Source organism: Hoeflea ulvae, assembly GCF_026619435.1.
Lineage (GTDB): Bacteria > Pseudomonadota > Alphaproteobacteria > Rhizobiales > Rhizobiaceae > Hoeflea > Hoeflea ulvae.
Genome location: NZ_JAOVZQ010000001.1, coordinates 1,240,959 through 1,258,285, shown reverse-complemented (window position 1 = coordinate 1,258,285; position 17,327 = coordinate 1,240,959). Strand labels below are relative to the sequence as shown.

Annotated in this window: 15 protein-coding genes; 7 read left to right on the top strand and 8 right to left on the bottom strand. The window is 63.5% G+C overall.

Going from position 1 to position 17,327, the window contains the following annotated elements; all coding sequences use genetic code 11:
- The first annotated feature begins 46 nt into the window (after positions 1-46).
- The 3 genes from zwf (at position 47) to edd (ending at position 4,260) form a co-directional block, all read left to right on the top strand.
- On the top strand, positions 47-1,522 hold the full coding sequence (zwf, locus tag OEG82_RS05955) for a glucose-6-phosphate dehydrogenase (RefSeq protein WP_267611516.1): 1,476 nt from the start codon (positions 47-49) through the stop codon (positions 1,520-1,522).
- Positions 1,509-2,231, top strand: coding sequence for a 6-phosphogluconolactonase (pgl, locus tag OEG82_RS05950; protein WP_425497551.1), 723 nt, complete (start codon positions 1,509-1,511; stop codon positions 2,229-2,231). Before zwf ends, pgl begins: the two co-directional genes overlap by 14 nt.
- A 214-nt stretch (positions 2,232-2,445) precedes the next feature.
- Entirely contained in the window at positions 2,446-4,260 is a 1,815-nt protein-coding gene (gene edd / locus OEG82_RS05945; RefSeq protein WP_267611515.1) for a phosphogluconate dehydratase, read from the top strand.
- Positions 4,261-4,414: 154 nt separating this feature from the next.
- Here edd and OEG82_RS05940 read toward each other — a convergent pair whose 3' ends face one another.
- Positions 4,415-4,675: a hypothetical protein gene (locus tag OEG82_RS05940; RefSeq protein WP_267611514.1), complete on the bottom strand. Its 261-nt coding sequence runs from the start codon at positions 4,673-4,675 to the stop codon at positions 4,415-4,417.
- Positions 4,676-4,807: 132 nt separating this feature from the next.
- On the opposite strand from OEG82_RS05940, the gene OEG82_RS05935 reads away from it, so the two are divergent.
- From OEG82_RS05935 to OEG82_RS05925, 3 genes are all read left to right on the top strand, one after another.
- Complete coding sequence (locus tag OEG82_RS05935; protein WP_267611513.1) at positions 4,808-5,128, top strand: hypothetical protein; 321 nt, start codon at positions 4,808-4,810, stop codon at positions 5,126-5,128.
- A gap of 100 nt (positions 5,129-5,228) precedes the next feature.
- Positions 5,229-5,531 (top strand): hypothetical protein, encoded by a 303-nt coding sequence (locus tag OEG82_RS05930; RefSeq protein WP_267611512.1) that lies wholly within the window; start codon positions 5,229-5,231, stop codon positions 5,529-5,531.
- A gap of 152 nt (positions 5,532-5,683) precedes the next feature.
- Positions 5,684-5,980 carry a hypothetical protein gene (locus tag OEG82_RS05925; RefSeq protein WP_267611511.1) on the top strand — a complete coding sequence of 99 codons (297 nt, stop codon included), beginning with the start codon at positions 5,684-5,686 and terminating at the stop codon, positions 5,978-5,980.
- 113 nt (positions 5,981-6,093) lie between these two features.
- Here OEG82_RS05925 and OEG82_RS05920 read toward each other — a convergent pair whose 3' ends face one another.
- The 5 genes from OEG82_RS05920 to OEG82_RS05900 form a co-directional block, all read right to left on the bottom strand.
- Complete coding sequence (locus OEG82_RS05920; RefSeq protein ID WP_267611510.1) at positions 6,094-7,182, bottom strand: ABC transporter ATP-binding protein; 1,089 nt, start codon at positions 7,180-7,182, stop codon at positions 6,094-6,096.
- A gap of 30 nt (positions 7,183-7,212) precedes the next feature.
- A complete protein-coding gene (gene bglA, locus OEG82_RS05915; protein ID WP_267611509.1) occupies positions 7,213-8,874 on the bottom strand; it encodes a beta-galactosidase BglA in 1,662 nt (553 codons plus the stop codon).
- Positions 8,875-8,887: 13 nt separating this feature from the next.
- Positions 8,888-10,027, bottom strand: a complete 1,140-nt coding sequence (locus tag OEG82_RS05910; protein WP_267611508.1) for a carbohydrate ABC transporter permease — start codon at positions 10,025-10,027, stop codon at positions 8,888-8,890.
- Between the two features lie 12 nt (positions 10,028-10,039).
- Positions 10,040-11,281 carry a carbohydrate ABC transporter permease gene (locus tag OEG82_RS05905; RefSeq protein WP_267611507.1) on the bottom strand — a complete coding sequence of 414 codons (1,242 nt, stop codon included), beginning with the start codon at positions 11,279-11,281 and terminating at the stop codon, positions 10,040-10,042.
- An 83-nt stretch (positions 11,282-11,364) separates the two neighbouring features.
- The gene (locus OEG82_RS05900) at positions 11,365-12,714 is read right to left on the bottom strand and encodes an ABC transporter substrate-binding protein (RefSeq protein ID WP_267611506.1); all 1,350 of its coding nucleotides are present in this window, start codon (positions 12,712-12,714) and stop codon (positions 11,365-11,367) included.
- A gap of 317 nt (positions 12,715-13,031) precedes the next feature.
- Between OEG82_RS05900 and OEG82_RS05895 the strand changes: the two genes are divergently transcribed.
- The gene (locus OEG82_RS05895) at positions 13,032-14,105 is read left to right on the top strand and encodes a LacI family DNA-binding transcriptional regulator (protein WP_267611505.1); all 1,074 of its coding nucleotides are present in this window, start codon (positions 13,032-13,034) and stop codon (positions 14,103-14,105) included.
- 21 nt (positions 14,106-14,126) lie between these two features.
- Here OEG82_RS05895 and OEG82_RS05890 read toward each other — a convergent pair whose 3' ends face one another.
- The gene (locus OEG82_RS05890) at positions 14,127-16,661 is read right to left on the bottom strand and encodes an HWE histidine kinase domain-containing protein (RefSeq protein WP_267611504.1); all 2,535 of its coding nucleotides are present in this window, start codon (positions 16,659-16,661) and stop codon (positions 14,127-14,129) included.
- A complete protein-coding gene (locus OEG82_RS05885; protein ID WP_267611503.1) occupies positions 16,648-17,196 on the bottom strand; it encodes a biliverdin-producing heme oxygenase in 549 nt (182 codons plus the stop codon). The genes OEG82_RS05890 and OEG82_RS05885 overlap by 14 nt, the downstream gene beginning before the upstream one ends.
- Positions 17,197-17,327: the final 131 nt, after the last annotated feature.

Genomic DNA, 17,327 nt, shown 5'->3' with positions numbered 1-17,327 from the left:
CGATTAGATTATGTGTTCGGCACCGTTCACGGACAGGATGCCACCCATGAGCCAGATCATCATTCCGGTTGACCCCTTCGACTATGTCGTTTTTGGCGGCACCGGGGACCTTGCCGAGCGCAAGCTGTTGCCGGCGCTGTATCACCGCCAGATTGCCGGGCAACTAACCGATCCGACCCGAATCATCGGCGCCTCGCGCTCGGAGATGGACCACGAGGCCTATCGCAGTTTCGCCCGCGACGCGCTGAAGGAACACCTCAAGGCCGACGAGTATCACGACGACGAGGTCGAGACATTTGTGGCGCGGCTGTTCTACATTGCCGTCGACGCCAAGTCCGACAAGGGCTGGTCCGAGCTCAAGGACATTCTCGACGAAGGCGCGGACCGGGTCCGGGCGTTCTACCTGGCGGTCGGGCCGGCGCTGTTCGGTGACATTTCCGAGCGGATCCGCTCCAACGGGCTGGTGACCAAGCAGACCCGGATCGTGGTGGAAAAGCCGATCGGACGGGATCTCGATTCCGCCCGCAAGCTCAACAAGACCATCGGCGAAGTGTTCGAAGAAGAGCAGATCTACCGCATCGACCATTATCTGGGCAAGGAAACGGTTCAGAACCTGATGGCGCTCAGATTCGCCAATGCGCTGTATGAGCCGCTGTGGAACTCCGCCCATATCGACCATGTGCAGATCACCGTGGCCGAATCGGTCGGGCTGGAAGGCCGGGCCGGCTATTACGACAAGGCGGGCGCGCTCAGAGACATGGTGCAGAACCATCTGGTGCAGCTGATGTGCCTGGTGGCGATGGAGCCGCCGGCAACAATGGACGCCGAAGCGGTGCGCGACGAGAAGCTGAAAGTGCTGCGCTCGCTCAAGCCGATCAATGAAGACAATGCCGATTCCAAGACCGTGCGCGGCCAGTACAAGGCCGGCGCCTCGGCGGGCGGCGCAGTGAAGGGCTATCTCGAGGAGCTCGAAGGCGGCGTGTCCAGCACCGAGACCTTCGTGGCGATCAAGGCCGAGATCGACAATTGGCGCTGGTCAGGCGTGCCGTTCTATCTGCGCACCGGCAAGCGGATGAGCGAGCGGATCTCGGAAATCGTGATCGCGTTCAAGCCGATTCCGCATTCGATCTTCGGGCCGACCGCCGGGCGGATCACCGCCAACAAGCTGGTGATGCGGCTGCAGCCCGACGAGGGCGTCAAGCAGTGGATCATGATCAAGGACCCGGGTCCGGGCGGCATGCGGCTCAGACACGTGTCGCTGGACATGAGCTTCGCCGACCGTTTCGAGGAGCGCAATCCGGACGCCTATGAGCGGCTGCTGCTCGATGTGATCCGCTGCAACCAGACCCTGTTCATGCGCCGTGACGAGGTGGAGGCGGCGTGGAAATGGGTCGACCCGATCCTGACGGCCTGGACCGACACCGGCCAGCCGGTGCAGCCCTATACGGCCGGCACCTGGGGCCCGAGCCAGGCGATTGCCCTGATCGAACGCGACGGCAGGACCTGGCATGAAAGCGACTGAGCCGCTGATGACCACTGTCAGCCAGAATATGTTCGACACTGGCGCGGAGCTCGCCACCGCGCTGGCGCGCAAGATCGCCGACCGGCTGAGCGCTGCGATCGCGGCGCGCGGACAGGCAAGCCTTGCCGTCTCCGGCGGTTCGACGCCGAAGGCGCTGTTCGCCGCGCTGTCCAAGCTCGATATTGACTGGGCAAAGGTGACGGTGACGCTGGTCGACGAGCGCATGGTCGGCCCCGAGAACGAGCGGTCGAACCATCGGCTGGCAAAGCTTTTCCTGCTCAAGGACCGGGCTGCTGCGGCCAAATTCCTGCCGCTGTTCAATTCGGCCGGCACGGCGGAAGACGTGGCCGCGCAGGCAGCGAAAGAGATCGACGCGCTGGCGCTGCCCTTTGACGTGGTGGTGCTGGGCATGGGGACGGACGGGCACACGGCCTCGTTCTTTCCCGGCGGCTCGACGCTGGCAGACGTCACCGATCCGGCCTGCGGCCAGAGCGTGATGGCGATCGAGGCGCCGGGCGCGGGCGAGCCGCGGCTGACGCTGACCTTGCCGCGGATCGTGGACGCGGGCCTGATCGTGCTCCATATTGAAGGGGACGACAAGCGCTCCGTGCTGGCCCGGGCGCTGGAAAACGGGCCGGCGGCGGAGCTGCCGGTGCGCGCCGTGTTGCGCCAGGCCAAGACACCTGTCGAGCTTTACTGGGCGCCGTGAGCGGCAGAGGCGCCACCCGGGGCCCGCGCCCCGCCTGACCTGCCAGGACGTTGTTGCCGCGTTTCGCGTTCAAAAGGCGCCCTGTGCGTGAATATGCAGTTCCTGACCCTGACCCGGTCTTGCCGGAATTGCGCCCTAGTTTGCCAACGCAGATCCGGATGAAAACCTGCTCCCAGGTCTCCGGGAACTGCTCTGAACCAAAAGGATGCCAGACATGACTGTCGATCCCCGCATTGCCTTTGTCACCAACCGGATTGTCGAACGCTCGAAGCCGAGCCGCGAGCTTTACCTGGAGCGGCTGCGCGCGACCGCGGAAAAGGGCCCGTTCCGCTCGAGCCTGTCCTGCGGCAACCTCGCCCATGGCTTTGCCGCCTGCGGCCCGGCCGACAAGGCCAGCCTTGCCGGCGACGTGGCGCCCAATCTGGGCATCATCACCTCCTATAATGACATGCTGTCGGCGCATCAGCCGTTCGAGACCTATCCGCAGCAGATCCGCGATGCGGCGCGCGAGGCCGGCGGCGTGGCGCAGGTGGCGGGCTCGGTGCCGGCGATGTGCGACGGGGTGACCCAGGGCCAGCCGGGGATGGAGCTGTCGCTGTTTTCGCGCGACGTGATCGCGCTGTCGGCGGCCGTCGGCCTGTCGCACAACATGTTTGATGCGGCGGTCTATCTCGGCGTCTGCGACAAGATCGTGCCGGGCCTGGTGATCGCGGCGCTGAGTTTCGGCCATCTGCCGGCGGTGTTCATTCCTGCCGGACCGATGACGACGGGCCTGTCCAATGACGAGAAGGTGCGGATCCGCCAGCTCTATGCCGAGGGCAAGGTCGGCCGGGCCGAGCTGCTGGAGGCGGAATCGAAATCCTATCACGGCCCTGGCACCTGCACCTTTTACGGCACCGCCAATTCCAACCAGATGCTGATGGAAATCATGGGCCTGCACACGCCCGGATCATCCTTCATCAATCCCGGCACGCCGCTACGAGACGCGCTGACTTCGGAGGCGACCAAGCGGGCGCTGGCAATCACCGCGCTGGGCAACGAGTTCACCCCGGTGGGCGAGATGATCGACGAACGCTCGGTGGTCAATGGCGTCGTCGGCCTGCATGCCACGGGCGGGTCGACCAACCACACCATGCACCTGGTGGCGATGGCGCGCGCGGCCGGCATTCGCCTGACCTGGGAAGATATTTCCGACCTCTCGGACGCAGTGCCGCTTCTGGCGCGGGTCTATCCGAACGGGCCGGCGGATGTGAACCATTTCAATGCCGCCGGCGGCCTGGGCTTCATGATCGACCAGCTGCTGTCGATCGGACTGCTGCACGAGGATGTGCGCACCGTCTGGGGCAAGGGCCTGTCGGCCTATGCGGTGGAAGCCAAGCTTGACGCCAAGGGCGCGGTGGTGCGCGAGCCGATCTCCAAGGTCAGCGGTGACGCCAAGGTGGTGACGACGGCGGACAAGCCGTTCCAGCCCACCGGCGGGCTGAAGATGCTGTCGGGCAATCTCGGCAAGGGCGTCATCAAGATTTCCGCGGTCAAGGCCGAACGGCACATCATCGAGGCGCCGGCGCGGGTGTTTCACGACCAGGGGCTGCATGACGCCTTCCAGGCAGGAACACTGACCGGCGACTTCATCGCCGTGGTGCGCTTCCAGGGGCCAAAGGCCAATGGCATGCCGGAACTGCACAAGATGACGCCGCCGCTGGGCGTGCTGCAGGACCGCGGCCAGACGGTGGCGCTGGTCACCGACGGGCGCATGTCGGGCGCATCCGGCAAGGTGCCCGCCGCCATCCATGTGACGCCGGAAGCCAAGGACGGCGGTCCGCTCTCGCGGGTGCGCGACGGCGACATGATCCGGCTTGATGCGGTGACCGGCAAGCTCGACGTGCTGGTCGACGCCGCCGAATTTGCCGCGCGCGAACCGGCGACCGCCGATCTGAGCCACAATGAATGGGGCATCGGCCGCGAATTGTTTGCCCGCTTCCGCGAAAATGCCGGTACCGCCGACGAAGGCGCCAGCGTTCTTTACTAAGGCACCGGCTTTTCATCAAACCGGCTGCGAAAACCCGGCTTCGGCCAGAAAATCCTCTCAACGGCCCCGGCAGCATGCGCTCCGGGGCCGTTTTTGCGTCGTGGAAGGCTCACATCCGGTCACTTGCGGTAAGCGGCGATCACGTGATGCGTGATCACGCGTGAGATGGGGCCGGAAATGCATCACGCGGTGCGGCGAGCGCGCGAACCACGTGAAAAATAATGCGCAGACCAAAAGCCCGCATTCCCGGGCTTTTGCGGTTTTCAACGGTGCCCGATGGTGAACGCTGCGGACAGCGCCAGTTGACAATGGCGACGTGGTCACGCGCGTGATTTCTTCTAAACAACTGATTTAATTGTATTTTTTTGGGTACACCGCTGCAACGTACGGGATTTTTCACTTCCGGCGCACGCACTGTTCACATCCATGTGGCTCGCAAGTCATCTGCGAGAGGTCCATCTATTGGTCATCGAAACGACGCGGCCCGGACGGACCGCACGCTTCAAACCAAATCGCAGACGACGCAACACACACAAGGACAATGACCATGAACAAGCTCATCATCGCACTCGGCCTGACACTCGCAACTGCAACCGGCGCGCTTGCCGATTCCAACGCTCTTGACGCCTATGTGCCGCAGGCTGCCAATGCTTCGGCCATCGACTACACCGCAACGGCTTCGGTCGGCGACGTCGAGAACGACCTGGTTGTCTATCACCGCGCCGGCAATGACGGCTCGCCGAGCTTCAAGGCTTCGCAGGGCGGGATCGACTACACGGCAACCGCATCGGTCGGCGACGGCGTTTCCAACGATCAGGTGATCTACCACCGCGCCGGCAATGACGGTTCGCCAACCTTCATCAACTAAGGCGCCCCGGCAAGCAGGACCGGTTTTCCTCCCGGCCGGTCCTGCCTTCCTCTCCGCCTGACCGCAGTCTCCAAATTTATCGCATCAAAGGATTATCATCATGAACAAGCTCATCATCGCACTCGGCCTGACACTCGCAACCGCAACCGGCGCATTTGCCGACTCCACAGCGCTGGACGCCTATGACTTCCCGGCCGCACAGGGCAGCGCCCATTACGCCGTCGGCGTTTCCAACGACCTGGTCAGCTATGACCGTGCCGGCAATGACGGTTCGCCGACCTTCCGGGCTCCGCAGGGCGGCATCGACTACACCGCAACCGCCTCGATCGGCGATGGCGTTTCCAACGAGCAGGTGATCTATCACCGCGCCGGCAATGACGGTTCGCCGACCTTCGCACGATAGGCCAACCGCGCAGCGAACCCGTTAAAATTTACGGGTTCTTCCACGGGCGGCGGAACCAATACTCCGCCGCCGCGTTGACACCCCGAGACCAGACACACACAGACGCTGTCCTCCCAAGACAAGCTTCATTCATTCAAAAAAGGACTTTTCCCATGAACAAGATCATTATCGCACTCGGCCTGACCCTCGCAGCTTCGACCGGCGCTTTCGCTGATTCTTCGGCTCTGGACGCCTACACAGTGCCTGCCGCACAGGGCAGCGCCCATTACGCCGTCGGCGTTTCCAACGACCTGGTCAGCTATGACCGTGCCGGCATGGACGGTTCGCCAAGCTTTGAAGCCGCCCAGGGTGGCATCGACTACACGGCAACCGCTTCGGTCGGTGGCGTGAGCAACGAACAGGTCACCTATGACCGCGCCAACAATGACGGTTCGCCACACTACAACTAAGCCCTCCCAAGGCTCGGGGTTCGTCCCCACACACCCGCAAAGGCGGGACCGGTGCCTCCTCCAGGCCGGTCCCGCCTTTTGCTTGTGCGGATCCGGCTGACCGGCCCGTCATCTCAGGTGCGGTAGGTGTTTCCGTCGGCGTCGAAGAGATGCAGCTTTGCCTTGTCGGCGGTGAAGCGCAGCTTGTCGCCGCGCTTGACATTCTGGTGGCCGGGCAGCTTGGCGATGATCGGCTCGCTTTCGGTCAGGTCCTCGACATAAAGCAGCGTCACCTCGCCCAGCGCCTCGACCACGGAGGCCGTTCCCTCGAACAGGAAGTCGTCGCCGGTGGTGGCCAGAAGATCTTCCGGCCGGACGCCGAAGGAGGCCTTCTTGCCCTTGTCGCTGTCGGGGACCGCGATGCCGGTGTCGACCGCCTTGTCGCCCGAGAACGAGATCACCGCGCTGGTGCCGGTGGTTTCGATGGTGCCGGGAATGATGTTCATGGCCGGAGAGCCGATGAACTGGGCGACGAACAGGTTTTTTGGCCGGTCATAGAGCTCCATCGGCGGACCGACCTGCTCGAGATAGCCGCCGGCCAGCACGACGATGCGGTCGGCCAGCGTCATCGCCTCGACCTGGTCATGGGTGACGTAGATCATGGTGGTGTCGGGCATGGATTCGTTGAGCTTGGCGATCTCGAGCCGGGTGGCGACACGCAGCGCCGCATCGAGATTGGACAGCGGCTCGTCGAACAAAAACACCTTCGGATCGCGGCAGATCGCCCGGCCGATGGCGACGCGCTGGCGCTGGCCACCCGAAAGCGCCTTGGGCAGCCGGTCGAGATAGGGGCCAAGCTGCAGGATATCGGCGGCGGAGCGCACCCGGCGGTCAATCTCCTCGGTGGATTCGCGCGCAATGCGCATGCCGAAGGCCATGTTGTCATAGACCGTCATGTGCGGGTAGAGCGCATAGGACTGGAACACCATGGCGATGCCGCGCTTGGACGGCGGCACGTCATTGACCACCATGCCGTCGATTTCCAGCGTGCCGGCGGTGATCTCCTCGAGCCCGGCGATCATCCTGAGCAGCGTGGACTTGCCGCAGCCGGACGGGCCGACAAAGACGATGAACTCGCCCTGGGCGATTTCGAGGTCGACCCCGTGCAGCACTTCGACAGAGCCGTAGGACTTCTTCAGGCCCTTCAGTTTCAAGCCGGCCATGGTTTTCTCCCGCTAAAGCTGTTCATGTTTTCACCCGACCTGTCCGAAAAAGGCGTCATAGGGCGGGATCTCGATTGCATCGGTCTTGAGCATTCCGGAAAATCCGTGGCCTTCAAGCGGCGTCACCACCCCTTCGGGCGGGACGATGAACTGTTCCTCGCCAGACAGGTTGAAGGCGCAGAACACGGCTTCGGTGCCATGGCGTCTCACAAAGCCGAGCACCGCCTCGCCGCAATCGACAAAGGTCAGGTCACCCTTGGACAGGCTGACATGGTGGCGGCGGAAATCGAGCAGCCGCCGGTAATGATTGAGCATCGAGGCCTGGACATGTTCCTGCGCCTCGACGGCAAGATGGCGGTGTTCCGGCGGGATCGGCAGCCAGGGATGGCCTTCGCTGAAACCGGCATTGACGTCGTGATCGGACCAGACCATCGGGGTGCGGCACCCGTCGCGGCCCTTGAAATCCGGCCAGAACTGGATGCCGTAGGGATCCTGCAGGTCCTCAAACGCCAGTTCCGCCTCGGTGAGACCCAGCTCCTCGCCCTGATAGAGGCAGACCGAGCCCCTGAGCGAGAGGATGATGCCGGGCAAAAGCCGCAGATAGCGCGCCTTGTCGGAGCTCTGGTCGCCCCAGCGGCTGGCGTGGCGCACCACGTCGTGATTGGAAAAGGCCCAGCAGGCCCAGCCTTCGGGGGCGGCCTGCATGAAATCGGTGATTACGGTGCGGATCCGGGCCGGGGTCGGCAGATCCGGCGAGAGGAAGTCAAAGGCGTAGCACATGTGCATCTTGTCGCCGCCGGAGGTGTAGTCGGCGACGATCTGCAGGCCGTATTGGGCGTCACCCACCTCGCCGACCGCGGCGATGGCCGGAAACTCGTCCATCAGCGCGCGAAAGCGGCGCAGGAATTCGAGATTTTCCGGCTGGTTCTTGTCGTAGAGATGGTTCTGGTGGTTGTAAGGATTGACCGCAGGCGCGATCGAGGCATTGCGCAGCTCGGGCGCAAGTGCGGGGTTGTCGCGCAGATCCTTGTCGCAGAAATAGAAATTGATGGTGTCGAGGCGAAAGCCGTCGACGCCGCGCTCGAGCCAGAAGCGGGTGGCCGACAGCAGCGCTTCCTGGACTTCCTCATTGTGGAAATTCAGGTCCGGCTGCGAGGTCAGGAAATTGTGCATGAAATATTGCAGCCGGCTGGGATCCCAGGTCCAGGCCGAGCCGCCGAAGATCGACAACCAGTTGTTGGGCGGCGTGCCGTCGGGCTTGGCGTCGCCCCAGACATACCAGTCGGCCTTGGGATTGTCGCGGGTCTTGCGGCTTTCGACGAACCAGGGATGCTGGTCGGAGGTGTGCGACAGCACCAGGTCGATCATCACCTTGATGCCGAGGCGATGCGCTTCGGAGACCAGATGATCGAAATCATGCAGGGTGCCGAACATCGGATCGACATTGGTGTAGTCGGACACGTCGTAGCCGAAATCCTTCATCGGCGACATGAAGAAGGGCGACACCCAGATGGCGTCGACGCCGAGCGAGGCGACATAGGGAAGCCGCTGGGCAATGCCGATCAGATCGCCGATGCCGTCGCCGCTGGTGTCCTGGTAGGAGCGCGGATAGATCTGATAGATCACCGCGCCGCGCCACCAGTCACGGTCGGGGGCGGTCGGGGCCTCGATATGGGGCATTGCAACGGTCATGTATCGATGTTCCTTACTTGACGGAGCCGGCCAGCAGGCCGCGCACGAGATATTTCTGCATGGCGAAGAAGACCACCAGCGGCACGGCGATGGAGACAAAGGCCGAGGTGGCGAGAATCTCCCAGTTGCCGCCGCGGGTGCCGAGCAGTTCGACGATCTGCTTGGTCATCACCGTGGTTTCGCCGGTCGAATCGATCAGGAAGACCAGAGCGACAAGCAGATCGTTCCAGGTCCACAGGAACTGGAAGATGGCAAAGGAAGCAAGTGCCGGAAACGACAGCGGCAGGATGATCTTGACGAAGATCTGGAAATCGGTGGCGCCGTCGACGCGGGCGTTCTCGATGATGTCGCGCGGCAGACCGACCATGTAGTTGCGCAGCAGATAGATCGCCAGCGGCAGGCCGAAGCCGGTATGGGCCAGCCAGGCGCCGAGATAGCCCTTGCCGATACCGATATCGTTGTGCAGCCTGAGAAGCGGAATCAGCGCCAGTTGCAGCGGCACCACCAGCAGCCCGACGACGGCCGCAATCAGCAGCGAGCGGCCGGGAAAGCGCATCCAGGCCAGCGCATAGGCGGCAAAGGCGGCAATGACGATGGGGATGATGGTGGCGGGGATGGTCACCGTCAGGGTGTTGAAAAAGGCCTTGGCCATGCCCTCGCGGTTGTTGGGATCAAACAGCACGAAACGGTAGTTTTCGAGCGTGAATTCGGGTGGCGTGGTGGCGGTGGTGAACACCCGCGGCAGCCGACTGTCGCCAAAGCTTTGCGGCGCCGAGAGCCGGAAGCTGCCGTCGACGGCGACGGTGAGTGCTTCGCCGTCGCCCAGATCGGCGACATCGCCCGGGACATAGGCCTCGGGCTCACGCGAGCTGGTGCCCCATTTGCTGATGGCGACATTTTCCGCCTCGAACAGCCGGCCGTCGATGACGAATTCGCCGTCGACCTGGGTCTCGTCACCCGAAATGCGGATGGCCGGGGCCTGCCGCTCCTGGGTGAACAGCGCATTCCACCAGCCGGTATTGGCGATCTGGTCGGCGGTGCGGAAGGAGGAGACGAAGAGCCCGACCGTCGGGAACAGCCACAGCGCCACCAACAGCACGACGGAGATGTGGACGACCCAGACGAGAGGCGATTTTTTGGATGATGAGTGCATCTTCCGCCTCCCTCAGCGTGTTTCTTTGCGAGCGTTGTAGACATTCCAGACCAGGATCGGCGTCACCAGCAGCATGATGACCATGGCGCTGGCGGAGCCGACGCCCCAGTCATTGGCGCGGAACAGCTTGTCATACATGTAGTTGGCCAGAACCTGGGTTTCCCACTGGCCGTTGGTCATGGCGAAGACGATGTCGAAGACCTTGAGCACGACGATGGTGATGGTGGTCCAGACCACGACGATGGTGCCCATGATCTGCGGCACCTTGATCTTGAAGAAGATCTGGAACGGATTGGCGCCGTCGATGACGGCGGCCTCGATGGTTTCCTCGGGAATGCCGCGAATGGCGGCCGACAAGATCACCATGGCAAAGCCGGTCTGGATCCAGACCAGCACCGCCATCAGGAAGAAGGAATTCCAGAACGGAATGGTCAGCCAGGTCTGCGGCTCGCCATAGGGCAGCGTGGCAAAGAACAGCGAGATGATCGAGCGCAGCGACAACCAGATCAGCCAGGCGCCGCAAAGGGCCGCGACCACGCGCAGCGGCAGCGCCCACCAGGCCGCCTTGCCGTGGCCCTTTTCGGCACGGAGCACCGGCCGCAGGGTCTGGTAGGCGAAATAGGCGGTGAGGCCGGCAAACACAGCCAGGATCAGGATCGGCACGATCTTGAACACAAGGGTCGACATGACGCCGCCGTCAAAGCTGAGCCAGACCGCATTGAGCACGCCGATCTGGTCCTGATCGGCCGGCCGCGTGTCATAGACCAGTTTCCAGATCACGGCGGCGCCGACGAAGGAAATCGCCATCGGCATGAAGATCAGCGACTTGGCAATATTGCCCCAGGAGATGCGGTCGGTCAGCTGGGCGGCGAGCAGGCCGAAGCCGGTGGAGAAGGCGGGCACGACAATCAGCCAGAGCATGTTGTTGCTCATGGCTTCCCAGAATTTGGATTCGCCGAACATCTGCCGGTAATTGGCGAGCCCGACAAAGGCGCCGCCTGCGTCACGGTCGGTCAGCGACAGCCACAGCGTGGCCACGACAGGATAGGCGAGATAGAGCCCGAGGGCGAAGAGTGCCGGGAACAGGAACAGCCAGGGGCGGACCTGGTTGGCGCGGTTGATGTTGCGGCCGGCATTTTCGCCGGTGGCGGGAAACAGCACCTTGTCGAGGAACTGGTTGGAAAAATAGAAGTAGCCCACGCAACCGCCAACGCCGACGATGATGGTGATCAATCCCTGAAGTGCCGGATGCATGCGTTCCCCTCCCCCTATGCTGTCCCGGAGGGGACCCCGGCCAGGCGCCGGGATCTCCTGATTTTCGGGGTCACTGCCCGCTTTTACTTGAGCGCATCCCAGGATTTCTGGATCGCCGCGGTCACCTCTTCGGCGGATTTGCCGCCGGTGTAATCGACCATGCCGGTCCAGAACGAGCCTGCGCCGACGCCGCCGGGCATCAGGTCGGAACCGTCGAAGCGGAAGGTGGTGGCGCCCAGAAGCACGTCATTCATCTTCTTCAGCGTCGGATCGGAGAACACGTCGGTGTTGACCGCCTTGTAAGGCGTGAGGAAGCCCTTCTGCGCCATCCAGATTTCATGGGCGATCGGCGACTGCAGGAACTTGATCAGCGCCTGGGCGCCGGGGCTGTCCTTGGTGATGGCCCAGAGCGTGCCGGCGCCGAGCACCGGCTTGCCGAGATCCTTGCCTTCATAGGCAGGCATGTAGAAGAAATCCGCATCGGTGCCGACCTTGGTGCCTTCCGGGAAAAACGCCGGAATGAACGAGGCCTGGTGGTGCAGGTAGCACTGCGGCGGCGAGGAGAACAGACCCTTGGGGCTGTCGCGGAAATCGGTGGTGGCGACAGCTCCGGCACCGCCGGCGACAAAATCGTCATTGCGGGCGAACCAGCCGAATTCCTCGATCGCGCCGATGACGGCGGGGTCGGTGAACTTGATCTCGTTGGAGACCCATTTGTCATAGACATCCGGCGACTGGGTGCGCAGCATCATGTCCTCGACCCAGTCAGTCGCCGGCCAGCCGGTGGCGCCGCCTGACCCCAGGCCGATGCACCAGGGCGTGCCGCCATCGGCGACGATCTGCTCGGTCAGCGCCTTGAGGTCTTCCATGGTTTCGGGGACCTCATAACCGGCATCCTCGAAATTTTCCGGGATGTACCAGACCAGCGATTTGACATCGACCTTGTAGAAGAAGCCGTAGAGATTGTCGGCGCCGTCCGGGCCGGCATAGGTGCCCAGATCAACCCAGGACTGGCCGGCGGCGTAGTTTTCCTTGACCCAGTCGCCGGTGCCCTCGGCCAGCGGCGACAGGAAGCCGCGCTTGGCCATGTCGGCGGCAAGACCGGGCTGCGGGAAGACCGCGACATTGGGGGCGGAGCCGGCTTCGGCATCGATCATGATCTGCTGTTCAAAGCTGTCTGAGCCGACATATTTGACATCGGCGCCGGTGGCTTCGGCGAAATAGGCCAGAACGGATTCGGCAAATTCCTGGTCGGGTCCGAGCCAGGGACCGAACACGGTGACTTCCTCGCCATCGAGCTGGGTGGCCTTGAGCGCCTCGTAGCTCTCCCAGTTGAAATCGCCCTCGCCCGGGGTGAATTTGAGATCCGCGGCCTGTGCCGGTCCCAAAGTCAGCGCAGCGGCTGCGACGCCCATCATGAACAGTCTCTTCATTGATTTCTCCTCCCGGCCAGCATCTGGCCTCCACGTGAAGCTTTCCATATTCCCGCGACCATCGGCGCGGCAAATTCAAAGCGCTTTGGCTCCCTTTCAGAGGATTACGCGAGCAGGCCCGAGTCAAGCTCAAAGTTTCAATTTTGCTTTGAAATCCGCAGTATTGCTGCAGCGCAGTAGAGTTTTGCATTGCATTATCAGCAGTTTTTGCTTTTCCTGCAGGCCAAGCTGCGGCTTAATGTCTGAATTGGAAATTTCCGCTTGCGGACAATCGCGGCGGTTTTCCAAAGCGCTTTGAAAGAACTGGATCGCATGACGTGAACCTGAAGCAGCTGGCAGAGCTACTGGAATTGTCGCAGACCACGATCTCGCGGGCGCTCAACGGCTATCCCGAAGTCGGCGAGCGGACCCGCCGCCGGGTTCTGGAGGCGGCGCACCGGCACGGCTACAAGCCCAATTCCAACGCCCGCAAGCTGGCGACCGGCCGGGCCGGGTCGATCGGCTATGTGCTGCCGGTGGGGCGCAATGTCGATCTCGATCCGCATTTCGTCGAGTTCCTGTCGGGGCTGGGCGAACATGCGCTGTCGCGCGATGTCGACCTGTCGCTGACACCGGCGGTGCTGGAGCGCGAAAGCGAGGCCTATCGGCGCATCGCCTCGAGTCGCTCGGTGGACGGGGTCTATCTGTCATCGCTGCGCAATGACGAGCAGCGCATCGCGCTGGTGCGCAATCTCGGCATTCCGTTTCTGGCCCATGGCCGGTCGCTCGCGCCTTCCGAGGGCTACGCCTTTCTCGACATCGACAATGAGGGCGCGTTCTACAATGCGGCGCGGCTGCTTCTGCAACTGGGGCACACGAGGCTGGCCTTCATCAATGGCGACACCGATTTCGCCTTCGCCGTGCACCGGCTCAACGGCGTGCGCCGGGCGCTGGCCGAACACGGCCTGCCGGAGACGGCGGTCGCGCATCACTCGGCGGCGATGAACGAGGAAAACGGCTTCCGGCTGGCGATGGCGCTGTTTCGCGACGCCGGTTCCGAGACAAGGCCGACCGGGGTGCTCAGCGCCTCGATGTTCACCACGCTGGGGATCGTCCGCTGCTTCAACCAGCTGAAGCTGCGGATGCCTGACGACGTCTCGATCATCACCCATGACGACGTGTTTCCGTTTCTCAAGCCGGAAAGCTTCACCGTGCCGCTGAGCACCACGCGCTCCTCGATCCGGGCCGCAGGCGCGCGGGTGTGCGAACGGCTGGTCGACATCATCTCGGGCGTGGAGACCGGTTCGGTGCAGGAGGTCTGGCCGGTGGAACTGATCGTGCGCGCCACAACCGGCCCTGCCCCGGCGGCACGGCGCCCGGCGCGCAAAAGCCCGGCCGAGGCCGCGGAATAGGACCGGGCCGGACGTCGCGGCTCAGACCAGGCTGGCGAGTTGGCGCAGGATGTCCTCGGCGGCATAGGGCTTGCTGACAACCGGGACCTTGGCGAAGGCCTCGGGGATCATGCTGCCGTCGCCATAGCCGGTGGCAAACAGGAACGGCACGCCCCTGGCCATCAGGAATTCGGCGACCGGCTCGGAGGTCTTGTCTCCGAGATGGACGTCGAGAATGGCGACGTCGGGCAGGTCATTGGCCGAGAGATAGGCAATCGATTCCTGCGGCGAGGTGAGCGTGGCGGCGACCGTGAGCCCGGCATCGCCGAGAATCTGCTCGAGCTCGATGGCGATCAACATCTGGTCCTCGACGATCAGCACCCGCTTGCCGGCATAGCCCGGCGTGCCCTCCGGCACGGCCGGAGCAGCGGCCGGCATCGGCGCGGATCGCTCGGCGCGCAGCGAGACGAAGCGCGGCGGTATCCTGAATTGCGCGGTGATACCCTCGGGATCGTAGCGGACATTGCTCTCGCCGCCGAGATCGAAGGGGATGCTGCGATCGATGAGCACGGAACCGAAGCCGCGCCGGCTGGGGGCGCGCACGGCCGGGCCGCCGCGCTCGGTCCAGGAAATGTCGCAGGCGCCGACGCTGTCGACGCTCCAGGACACAGAAAGGCTGCCAGCAGGGCGCGACAGGGCGCCGTATTTTGCGGCATTGGTCGACAGCTCGTGCAGCACCAGCGCCATGATCGAGAATGACCGGGCGTCCATCCAGACATTCGGGCCCTGCAGGTCGATGGTGACGGAGCCGGAGCGATAGGGTGACAATTCCGCCGTCAGCAGTTCGGTCAGTCCGCCACCGCCGTCGCCGCGGATGACCTGGTCGTGGGCGACGGAGAGCGCCTGGATGCGCCCGCGCAGGGATTCGACGTAATTTTCTATTGTGTCGCTGCGCGCGGTCGGATTGCTGACCAGCGACTTGATCACCGCCAGGATGTTCTTGACCCGGTGATTGAGTTCCTGGTTGAGCATGCGCTGGCGCACTTCGGCCTTGGCGCGTTCGTCTGCCAGCAATTCGGAATGTTCGAGAATGACGCCGACCAGCGCCGACCGTGCGGCTTCGCCGAACATGCGCTCCTGCTCGGTCCAGGGCACGGATTGCTGGTGCACCGTCTCCTTCCAGATGGCGAAGCTCTTGCGCGGCGTCAGCCGGTCCCCCAGCGGTCCGGTGTCATAGGATTTTTCCGGATTGCCGGCCCATTCCAGGGTCTGGACCACTTCCTTGCGGAAGAAGAAGACATAGTCGCCGGCGCGTTGCGACAGGGGGATGACCAGCATGCCCGCGGCGCGGTCGGCATATCTGGCCGCACCGGGGACGGCATTGGCAAGTTTGTGCGTGGCCCAGATCCTGCCGTCGGCGACGGTTGCGGCAAAGCGCGCCAGTGACGGTATCTCGGCTTCGGGCGGCGTCGTGCCCAGCACGGTGAGCTTGCCGCGCAGCCACAGAGCCAGGCCGTCGGCGGGCATCAGCTTGCTGAATTCGGAGAGACGTTCGGCCAACAAGGCGTTGATGTCCTCCGCCCGGACCGCTTCCTGGAGCAGCGCATCCAGCGCCGAGCGGGCGGTGGTGGCGGCATCCAGCGACTGCTTGTGACGCAGGGCATTGAGGTGCAGCGAGAAGAACTCGCCGAAAATCTCGGCTGCCACACGCTGCGCCATCGACAAGGTGCGCGGCCCGTAGTGATGGCAGGCAATCAGTCCCCATAGCTCGCCATCGACAATGATCGAGATCGACATCGAGGCGCCGACACCCATGTTGCGCAGATATTCGCAGTGGATGGGGGAGACGCTGCGCAGATGGGCAAAGGACAAATCGAGCGGCTCACCGGAGGCATCGATTACCGGAAGAACCGGGATGCGCTCGAAATCCGTGGCGGAAATGATCCGGATGGTGTTCTTGAGATAGAGCAGCCGCGCCTGCTGCGGGATGTCGCTGGCCGGAAAATACTGGCCAAGGAAGCTCTCGAGCTGCGGACGACGGGCCTCGCTCACCACCTTGCCGGCGCCGTCGGGGCCGAACTGGTAGATCATCACGCGATCATAGCCCAGCATGCCCTGCATCAGCCGGGCCGATTCGCTGACCAGCCGTTCGGTCGTCGATATCGACGCGATCCGGCCCAGCATCGCCCGCGACAATTCCAGCGGCTCTGCGATGGAATCTTCCGCAGGCTCGAATTCGAGGATGATGCTGCCCTTGAAGCGGTGCACGGCGATGTCGAACCGCCGCCCGTTGTCCGCCTGCTTGCCGAACAGCAAGGCCGCCCGCTCGCCCGACTGCGTGCGCGAAAGCGTGTTGCGGATGTCATGGGTCAGCGCATCGCCGGTCACCTTGCGCAAGGCCATGCCGTTGAGGTTGCCGTCGATGCCGAGCATTGCCTGGGCATTGGCGGAGTGGCGGACAATGGTGGTGGCCGTCATGTCGCAGGCCAGCAGGCAGCCATGCGGCTGGATGCTGCCGGGAATGTGGATCGGCTCGACGTCGCAATTGGTCAGGTTGGGAGAATCAGGCGCACTCATGAGCGGTCTCCGAATAGATGGCGAGGGCGACACCGAACATGTCCCGGGCAGCGCTCAGCACGGTCGCGTGCATGTCGGAAGGCACCGATTCGAGCACGCCCAGGAAGCCGCGCCAGCGCTGGCTGTCAGAGGCCTGATGCGCCAGATGGCGCGCACCGAAATCCGCATGCAGTCCCAGCGCCTGAGCGCGCCGCATGAGAAGCCGCGCCCCCAGCGCCGAGCCTTCGAGAACATAAAGCGCGCCCAGGCGTGATTCCGGGGTCCAGTCCCGTGAAGGGACCTCGGCCTCGGGCAGCTTCGGCACCCCCAGATCAGCCAGATCATGCGCAGCCAGATCGGCGATCGGCTCGACCGCCCAGCTGCCTTCCGGCGCGCCGGCAAGGGCCTGTTCGACGGCCAGGCGGAACCGGTGCGTCTTCTGGACGAAATCGGCATAGCCGAGCCGGTCGCCGAACTCGCCGACGGCATTGTCGAGTTCAAGATGAAGGGCGGATGTACCATCGCGCAATGCGCTTCTGAGGCTACTGACAGTCAATTTGCGCTCCAATTGACGGAAACATATGCACCCGTAACACGTGTGTCACTAACATATGTTGTATCAATTCGGGTTGGGTCCAAAGGCCGGTCTCCTACAAGTGAGCATCAAAGACGGGCGAGCGCAATGCC